General features: G+C 70.4%; 5 protein-coding genes. All 5 read left to right on the forward strand.

Annotation, left to right across the window (positions count from 1 at the left end; translation table 11 throughout):
• The coding region (locus ACWDZ6_RS33105) for a thioesterase domain-containing protein (protein ID WP_451505786.1) at nt 1-1,647 on the forward strand (1,647 nt) is incomplete at its 5' end.
• Entirely contained in the window at nt 1,640-2,524 is an 885-nt protein-coding gene (locus ACWDZ6_RS33110) for an alpha/beta fold hydrolase (RefSeq protein ID WP_451505787.1), read from the forward strand. The genes ACWDZ6_RS33105 and ACWDZ6_RS33110, both read left to right, overlap by 8 nt.
• 17 nt (nt 2,525-2,541) lie before the next feature.
• Nucleotides 2,542-3,834 (forward strand): cytochrome P450, encoded by a 1,293-nt coding sequence (locus tag ACWDZ6_RS33115; protein ID WP_451505788.1) that lies wholly within the window; start codon nt 2,542-2,544, stop codon nt 3,832-3,834.
• Between the two features lies 1 nt (nt 3,835).
• Nucleotides 3,836-4,420, forward strand: a complete 585-nt coding sequence (locus ACWDZ6_RS33120) for a hypothetical protein (protein ID WP_451505789.1) — start codon at nt 3,836-3,838, stop codon at nt 4,418-4,420.
• Between the two features lie 252 nt (nt 4,421-4,672).
• The coding region (locus tag ACWDZ6_RS33125; RefSeq protein WP_451505790.1) for a type I polyketide synthase at nt 4,673-8,253 on the forward strand (3,581 nt) is incomplete at its 3' end.

Here is an 8,253-nt window from a genome sequence, read left to right on the forward strand (position 1 = left end):
GGGGGGTATTGGTGCCGGAATCTGCGGGAGCCGGTGCGGTTCGACCGTGCGCTGGAGGGTCTGCTGGATGACGGGCACACGGTGTTCGTCGAGATTTCCGCGCATCCGGTGCTGTCGATGCCGCTGACCGATGCCGGCGCGGACCGTGGTGGTGTTGTTGTCGGTTCCCTCGCCCGGGACCGGGGCGGCATGGAACAGCTGCTGCACAATGCGGGGCTGCTCCACACGCACGGACACGAACTCGACTGGGACCGGGTCCTTCCCGCGACTACCGGTACCGGGCTCGTCCCGCTGCCCACCTACGCCTTCCAGCGCGAACACCACTGGAAGCCGTCGTCCCTCATCGGCGGCAGCCCCGCGACCCCCCAGGGCCAGGCGTTCTGGGACGCCGTGAACACGGGCGAGCCGGCCCGCGTCGCCGAACTCCTCGATGCGCCCGAGCATCTGCGGGCAGGTGTCGCCGAGTTGATGCCCCTGCTGACCGAGTGGCTCGGGCGCCAGGCCGCACAGTCCGCCGACCCGCCCGGCCAGGGACCGCAGCAGGACTCCTCCTTCCGCGCGCGGCTGCTGTCACTCGGCGAGCAGGAGCGGCTCGCCCTGGTCCTCGATCTGATCAAGTCCGAGGTCGCGCCGGTGCTCGGCCTGCCTGTCGGCAGTGTCATGGACGACCAGCCGCTCCCGCAGCTCGGCATGGACTCCCTGATGGCGGTCGGCCTGCGCAGCCGTATCGCCCGGCTCACCGGACAGCAGGTGCCGGCCCAGGTCATCCTGGGCGACGCCGGCTGCGCGGGCCTCGGCCGCGCCATCATCGCCGCCGCCCTGCCCGGTTCGACGGAGGGCCCGGGCCACGACACGGGACCGGGGCGCTGGCTGCGCATCCTGAAACCGGCTCGGCAGCCGTCCGCGCGGATCGTCTGTGTCGCAGGAGCCGGCGGGACCACCGCAGCCCACGTACCGCTGATCCGGTTCCTTCCCGACGGTGTCGAGCTGCTGGGCGTCCGGATGCCGGGCCGGGAGGACCGCTTCGCCGAGCCTGCGGCGACCGACATGTGCGCCGTGATCGACGGCATCGTCGCCGAACTCACCGGCCTCGACGCCGTACCCACGGTGCTGTACGGGCACAGCCAGGGCTCCTGGCTGGCCTGGGAACTCGCGCACGCACTCGCCGACCGGGCCGACTGCCCGCCGCTCACACTGGTGCCGGCCTGCGGCCTGCCGCCCCGCACCCCGCCGCCGTCCGGTATGCGGCGGATGGGGGAGCTGGCCGACACGCTGGAGACGATGTCCGTCCCGGACCTGGCGGCGGCGCTCGCGGGAATTCTTCCCGACAGCATTCTCTCCAGCGAGGAACTGCTCACCGCATACGGCGCGGCGCTGCGTGACGACACCGTACTGGGCCTGAATCACCGTGCGTCTCTCGAAGCCGACGCCAGGGATCCGCTCCGATTCCCCATTCATGCCGTGGCCGCCTCCGACGATCCCGTACTGCCGGAAGAGACCGTACGGGGCTGGCAGGAATACACCCACGGAGACTTCGTGCACCGGACCATCGCCGGTACCCACGCGGCTCCTATCGACAACCACGAGGCAATGGCCGCGGAACTGCTGCAGGCCATTCCGAAGAACCGAGGAGAGAACAATGCCTGACATTGTGCGGCCGGACGGTGCACATATCCACTACGAGGTGAGCGGCTCGGGGGAGCCGGTCCTGCTGCTGGCGCCCGGCGACACGCTCAGCCGGATCGACGCCTGGGACGAGAATTTCTACCACCCGGTGCGGGAGCTGGCCGAGCACTTTCAGGTGATCGCCATGGACCAGCGCCACGGCGGACGCAGCAAGGCGCCGGCCACCCCCTTCTCGTACGAGCAGGCCGCAGCCGACCAACTGGCCGTGCTCGACGAGGTCGGCGCGCAGCGGGCACATGTCGTGGCCGCCGGGATCGGCTGCGCCCACGCCTGGCGGCTGGTGGCCGAGGCACCCGAGCGCATCCGCTCGGTGGTGTGCCAGGAGCCGGTCGGCCGGGAGGAGGGAACCAACGCGTTCGCGGACTTCTTCTCACTGTTCGACGAGGCGATGCGGCTGCCGCGCGCGGCGTCCTTCGACGACGCGGAGACCGAGGGGCTCGCCGCCGTGTTCGCGGCGGCCGCGCGGGACGGGAACTTCGCCACCAACCCGGCAGCCGGCCCGTTCGCGCAGCGGCTGCGCGACGACACCGAATTCCACAAGGAGATCCTGGCGCTGCGGCGCGAGAAGTACATCACGCTCCTTGTGCGGTTCCGCGACGGCCTTTTCCCTGCCGGATCCCCGTACTTCTCCGTACCGGAGGAGACCGTGAGTGAATTCCCGGTGCCGCTGCTCGTGCTCCCCGGAAAGGGCGGACGGCAGCCCCAGGGCGTGGCCGAGCGCATTGCCGCGCAGGCGCCTTCGGCGCGCCTTGTCGACGCGGGATTCGACTCCGCCGAGAAGCGCGCGCAGACGGTCGGGACGATTGTCGGATTCCTCAACGAGAACACCCCGAAGTAAAGGACGACGTGCCCGTCATGAATTCAGTCGCCACGATCGACGTCACCAGTGATCATCTGTACGACACGGGGTTTCCGTGGGGGGAGTTCGACCGGCTCAGCAAGGAGTCGCCGGTCCACTGGTACCAGCAGCCCGGGTACGAGCCGTTCTGGCTGGTGACCCGGCACGAGGACATCAGTTTTGTCTCGCGCAACACGGAATGCTTCTCCCACCAGCAGCGCATCGGTGTGGAGACCCCCGACGAGATCGAGCCGTGGGAGATGGAGCGTGAGCGCCGCTCCGCTCTCTACGGTCACGCACCCGACCATCCTGCCGGGCTCGGGCTCATGGACGCTCCGGTGCACAACCAGGTCCGGCAGGCCATGTACCCGTGCTTCACGCCCAAGGCCACGGCGGCCAGGCAGGAGCGCTTCTTCGAGCTCTCCACCCGGTACGTCGAGGAGTTCGTGAAGCTCCTGGACGAGAACGGCACGGCGGACGTGGCGCACGGGCTGGCCGGCCGCCTCCCGCTGGCCGCCATCTTCGAGCTGCTCGGTGTGCCCGAGGAAGACTGGGACGAGCTGTTCGCCTCGCACAAGGACACCGCCTCCGCCTTCCACAAGGACTACGCGGACGAGAACGGCGAGGAGGCAATGCAGCGCTTCATGCGCGCCATGGGCCACCTGGACCAGTACTTCTCAGAGTTGGTCCGCGCGCGCATGGCCGAGGGCGGCGGCGAGGGCACCGACGTACTCAGCCGGCTGGTCAGAGCCACGGTCCAGGACAAGCCGCTCGAGTTCCACGACATGTCGTACCAGCTCTTCAACCTGGTCCAGGCGGGCAACGGCACGACCCGTAACGCCATCACCGGCGGCATCGAGGCCCTGCTGAAACACCCCGACCAGTTGCAGAAGCTGATCGACGACCCCACGCTCCTCGACAGCGCGGTCGACGAGATCATCCGCTACACGTCGATCGCCATCACCCTCGTACGCACCTGCGTCAAGGACACCGAGATCCGCGGGCAGAAGATCCGCAAGGGGGAGTCGGTCGCCCTGTTCTTCCCGGCGGCCAACCGTGACGAGGCCGTCTTCGATGACCCGTACACCTTCGACATCACCCGCAAGCCGAACCGGCACATCGCGTTCGGCGGCAACGGCGCCCACCGCTGCATCGGCGCCTCCCTGGCCCGCGAGGAACTCAAGGCCATGTTCCGTGCCCTGTTGCCGGTCCTGCCGACGCTCGAACTGCACGGCGAGCCGCGGCAGATGGTGCTGCGGATGCTGATCCTCGAATACGTGCGACTCCCTGTCCGACGAAAGGCGAAGTGACATGACCGAAGTGATTCAGGAACAAGCGACCCAGGAAGAAGCGGTACAGCAGGACGTGATCCAGGAGACCGCGCCGGAGCGCGTGCGGCCCACCACGCTGGAGGAGTACGCCTCCGGTGACGAGTCCGACCTGAACGTCGTGCTCGGCTGGCTGGGTCCGGCGATAGACCCGGAGACGGGCGGACTGGCCGGGCCGCTGCCCGACACCTACATCGTCGCCGAGTCCAACGGCTGGCCGAAGCCGGAGGGCGAGCCGGTGGCCGCCGCGATCAACGAGGTTCTCCTCGAGGATCTCTGGAAGCGTCCGGGGCTGCTGGGCGCCGTCTTCGCCGTGTCGGAGCAGAACTGGCACAGCGGGCGCGCGCTGTCGATCTGGACGGACGAGGAGGCGCTCAACGGATTCCTCTCCTCCGAGGGGCACCGGAACGCCGTGCGGCGTATGAGGGACATCGCGTTCGAATGGGAGGGGATCCGCTGGGTGAGCACCTCGCGCGAGCTCCCCACCTTCGACGAGGTACGTGTCCGGCTGGCCGCGCAGCGAGCCGCCAGGCGCGAGGCCGCCCGCGAGCAGGAAGCCGCGGCCTGACCGGCACAAACGTGCACCTCTGAGTTCCGGCCACGCTGTTCGAGCCACGCTCGAGCGACCGGAACCATGATGAACGCTGTCTCATACCCCGCGTTCCGGCTGATGCCGCCGGCCCGATCCGGCACGCAGCCCCGGCACAACCGGCCACGTCACGTGGGCACAAGCCGCCACCGTGACGTGGCCGGTCTCGTTCGAACTCTTGTTTTTCATCGCTGCCGGAAGTCCGGTCCGACGAGCATCAAGGAAGAGCCGATGAACTTTGCCCAGGTGAACAGCGACGCAGGTTCCGCTGCGACGACGGCCGACGACATCGCCGGACTTGTGCGCGCCGTCCTCGCCGAACTACTGGACACACGCCCGGAGTCGGTGGCCCTCGACCGGCCGCTGCGTGAGATCGGACTTGACTCCGCACGGCTGATGAAACTGGTCGTCATCCTGTCCCAGACCCTGGGGCGGCCCGTACCCAGCTGGGTCGTCTGGCAGTACCCGACCGTGGCCGCACTCTCCGCCCACCTCGCAGGCGACACCTCTTCCGCCGCGGCCCACCCCGCGCCTGCCCGGCCGGGCACGGCGCAGGCGGCCGAGCCCGTCGCCATCATCGGCCTCGGCTGCCGGCTGCCTGGCGGCGTCGAGACCCCCGACGCCCTGTGGCAGGGCCTGCTCAACGGCCTGGACGCCGTACGGGAGGTCCCCCGCGACCGCTGGAACGCCCAGGAGTGGCTCGACCCCGACCCCCGCGCGACCGGCATGATGAACACCCGCTGGGGAGGCTTCCTCGACAACGTGGCCGACTTCGACGCCGGGCTGTTCAGCATCTCGCCCGCCGAGGCCCGGCAGATGGACCCGCAGCAACGGATGGCGCTGGAGAGCACCTGGGCCGCCGTCGAGGACGCCCGGATCGTCCACGGCGACCTCGCGGGCTCCCGTACCGGTGTCTTCCTCGGCACCATGGCGCAGGAGTACCACCTGGCCACAGGCGCAGACCCGGCAGCCATCGGGACCCACTCGGCGGTCGGGTGGGACAACTCGATCATCGCGGCGCGGATCGCGTACACCCTCGGGCTGCACGGCCCCGCCCTGGCCGTCGCCACCGCGTGCAGCTCCTCGCTGACCGCGACACACCTCGCCGTCCAGAGCCTGCGCAGCGGCGAGTCCGACCTCGCCCTGGCGGGCGGTGTCAATGTCCTGCTGCACCCCAACACCACCGTCGCCATGACCAAGTTCGGCGGCATGAACCCCGACGGGCAGTGCCGCGCCTTCGACGCCGACGCCGCCGGCTACGTACGCGGCGAGGGCTGCGGCATCATCGTCCTGCGCCGCCTGTCCGACGCGCTCGCCGCGGGCGACCGCATCTACGCCGTGATCCGGGGCAGCGCCGTCAACAACGACGGCGCCTCCAACGGGCTGACCGCCCCCAACCCGCAGGCGCAGATCGAGGTGCTGCGCCAGGCATGGCAGAACGCCGGTATCGACCCCAAGGACGTCTCGTACGTCGAGGCGCACGGCACCGGTACCCCGCTCGGCGACCCCATAGAGGCCGGGGCACTGGGCAGCGTCTTTGCCGAGGGCCGCCAGGAGGCCCTGCGGATCGGCTCCGCCAAGACCAACTTCGGCCACCTGGAGCCCGCTGCCGGCGTCCTGGGCCTGATGAAGACCGCACTCGCCCTGCACCACGGCGAACTCCCCGCCAGCCTGCACTTCGACACCCCCAGCCCGCACATCGATTTCGATGCCAACCGGCTCGAGGTCGTCGTCGCCCGCCAGGGATGGCCGGGCGACAAGCGCCGGTACGCGGGCGTCAGCGGCTTCGGGTTCGGCGGCACCAACGCCCACGTCGCACTCGAAGAGGCCCCCTACCGCAGACGGCTGCTCGTACCGCTGGCCGCCGACAGCGAGGAAGAGCTGCGCGAGACCGCGGCCACCCTCGCCGAACGGGCCAGGACCGGCCGCGCCTGGTACGCACCAGAACTCCTGGCGGCCGGCACCGGCGAGCAGCGCGTCGTCGCCGCGGTCACCGACCACCACGGTCTCGCCGACGCCCTGCAGGCCCGTATCGACGCCCACACACCGCGCCCGTCCGGCGCGGCACGCCCCGAACTCGCCTTCCTCTTCTCGGGACACGGCGGACAGTGGCTCGGCATGGGCCGCGACCTGCTCGCCGAGCCCGCCTTCCGGGCTGCCCTGGAGGAGTGCGACCGAGCCGTACGCGCGGTCGCCGGCTGGTCCGTGACCGAGGAACTGCTCGCCGACGCCGACAGCTCCCGCCTCGACGCCACCGACGTCATCCAGCCCCTGCTCTTCTCCCTCCAGGTCGCCTACGCCCGGACCCTGCAGGCCTGGGGCCTCGAGCCCACCGTCGTCGTAGGACAGAGCGTCGGAGAAGTGGCCGGAGCCGTCGCCGCCGGGGCACTCCCGCTGGACGAAGGCGCCCGGGTCATCACCCTCTGGTCGCAGCTGTGCGCGGAACGCGCCTCGGGACACGGCACCCTCCTGGTCGCCGAACTCCCCCTGGACGAGGCGGAGCGCCTCGCCGCCGAGACCGGCGGCGAGGTGTCCGTCGCCGGGCACCTGTCACCCGGTCAGGTCTGCCTGTCCGCCCCGGCCGCCGCCGTCGACTCCCTGCAGCGGACGCTCGCCGAGCGGAACGTCCCCACCCAGCGAGTCAACATCGACTACCCGGCACACAGCCCGCAGATAGCCTCCCTCGGCCCTGAACTCGCGCGCCGCCTGGGCACCGTACGCACGCGCCCCGCCGCGGTGTCGATGTGGTCCACCGTCACCGGCGGCTTCATCGACGGCATGTCCCTCGACGCCTCCTACTGGGTACGCAACATGTGCGAGCCCTTCCAGGTGGTCGAGGCCGTCACCGAACTCACCCGCGAACGTGACCTGCGGATCGTGGAGATCGCCCCGCACCCCGTCTTGAAGCACTCCGTCCGGCGCACCCTGATGGCACACCACGACGACCGCTCCATGGTTCTCGGCACCGGACACCGGGGCCGCCCGGCCCGCCAGGCGCTCGAAGACGTCGCCACACGCCTGTGGTGCGACGGCTTCGACCTCGACTGGGGCGCCGTGACCGGACGCCCGCAGCGCAGCGCCTCCACCGCGCCGGTGGTCCTCACCGTGTCGGGCAGGACCGCCGCGGCCCGCGCCGACAACGCGGCCCGGCTCGCCGAATACCTGCAGGGCGCCTCCGTCGCCAAGCTGCGCGATGTCGCCTACACCGCCGCCAACCACCGCTCCCACCTCGAACAGCGGGCCGTGGCCGTCGCCGCGTCCGCCGACGAGGCGGTGGAGGGGCTGCGGGCGGTTGCTGGGGGTGTGCCGCATGCGGGTGTGGTCGAAGGCGTGGCGTCGGCCGGGGGTGGGCTGGCGGTGTTGTTCACCGGGCAGGGCAGTCAGCGGATCGGTATGGGGCGTGAGCTGTATCGGTCGTTCCCGGTGTTCCGGCAGGTTTTCGACGAGGTGTGTGTCGCCCTGGAGCCGCACTTGCGGATGCCGTTGACCGGGGTGGTTTTCGCGGATGCGGACAGCGATGCTGCTGCGCTGGTTCATCAGACGGAGTTTGCGCAGCCTGCGTTGTTTGCGTTCGAGGTGGCGTTGTTCCGGTTGTGGCAGTCGTTCGGTGTGGAGCCGGAGGCGGTTGCGGGGCATTCGGTGGGTGAGCTGGTTGCCGCGCATGTGGCGGGTGTGCTGGGTCTGGTGGATGCGGCGCGGTTGGTGGCTGCGCGGGGGCGGCTGATGCAGGGCTGTGAGCCGGGCGGGGTGATGGTGTCGTTGGAGGCGTCGGAAGCCGAGGTCGCCGAGGTGCTGGCCGGGGTCGGGGGCCG

It is taken from the genome of Streptomyces sp. NPDC002926 (assembly GCF_053591755.1).

Excerpts from the sequence above, each read along its gene's own strand:
- ACWDZ6_RS33110 (WP_451505787.1), top strand. The coding sequence starts at position 1,640 with ATGCCTGACATTGTGCGGCCGGACGGTGCACATATCCACTACGAGGTG.
- ACWDZ6_RS33115 (WP_451505788.1), top strand. The coding sequence starts at position 2,542 with ATGAATTCAGTCGCCACGATCGACGTCACCAGTGATCATCTGTACGAC.
- ACWDZ6_RS33120 (WP_451505789.1), top strand. The coding sequence starts at position 3,836 with ATGACCGAAGTGATTCAGGAACAAGCGACCCAGGAAGAAGCGGTACAG.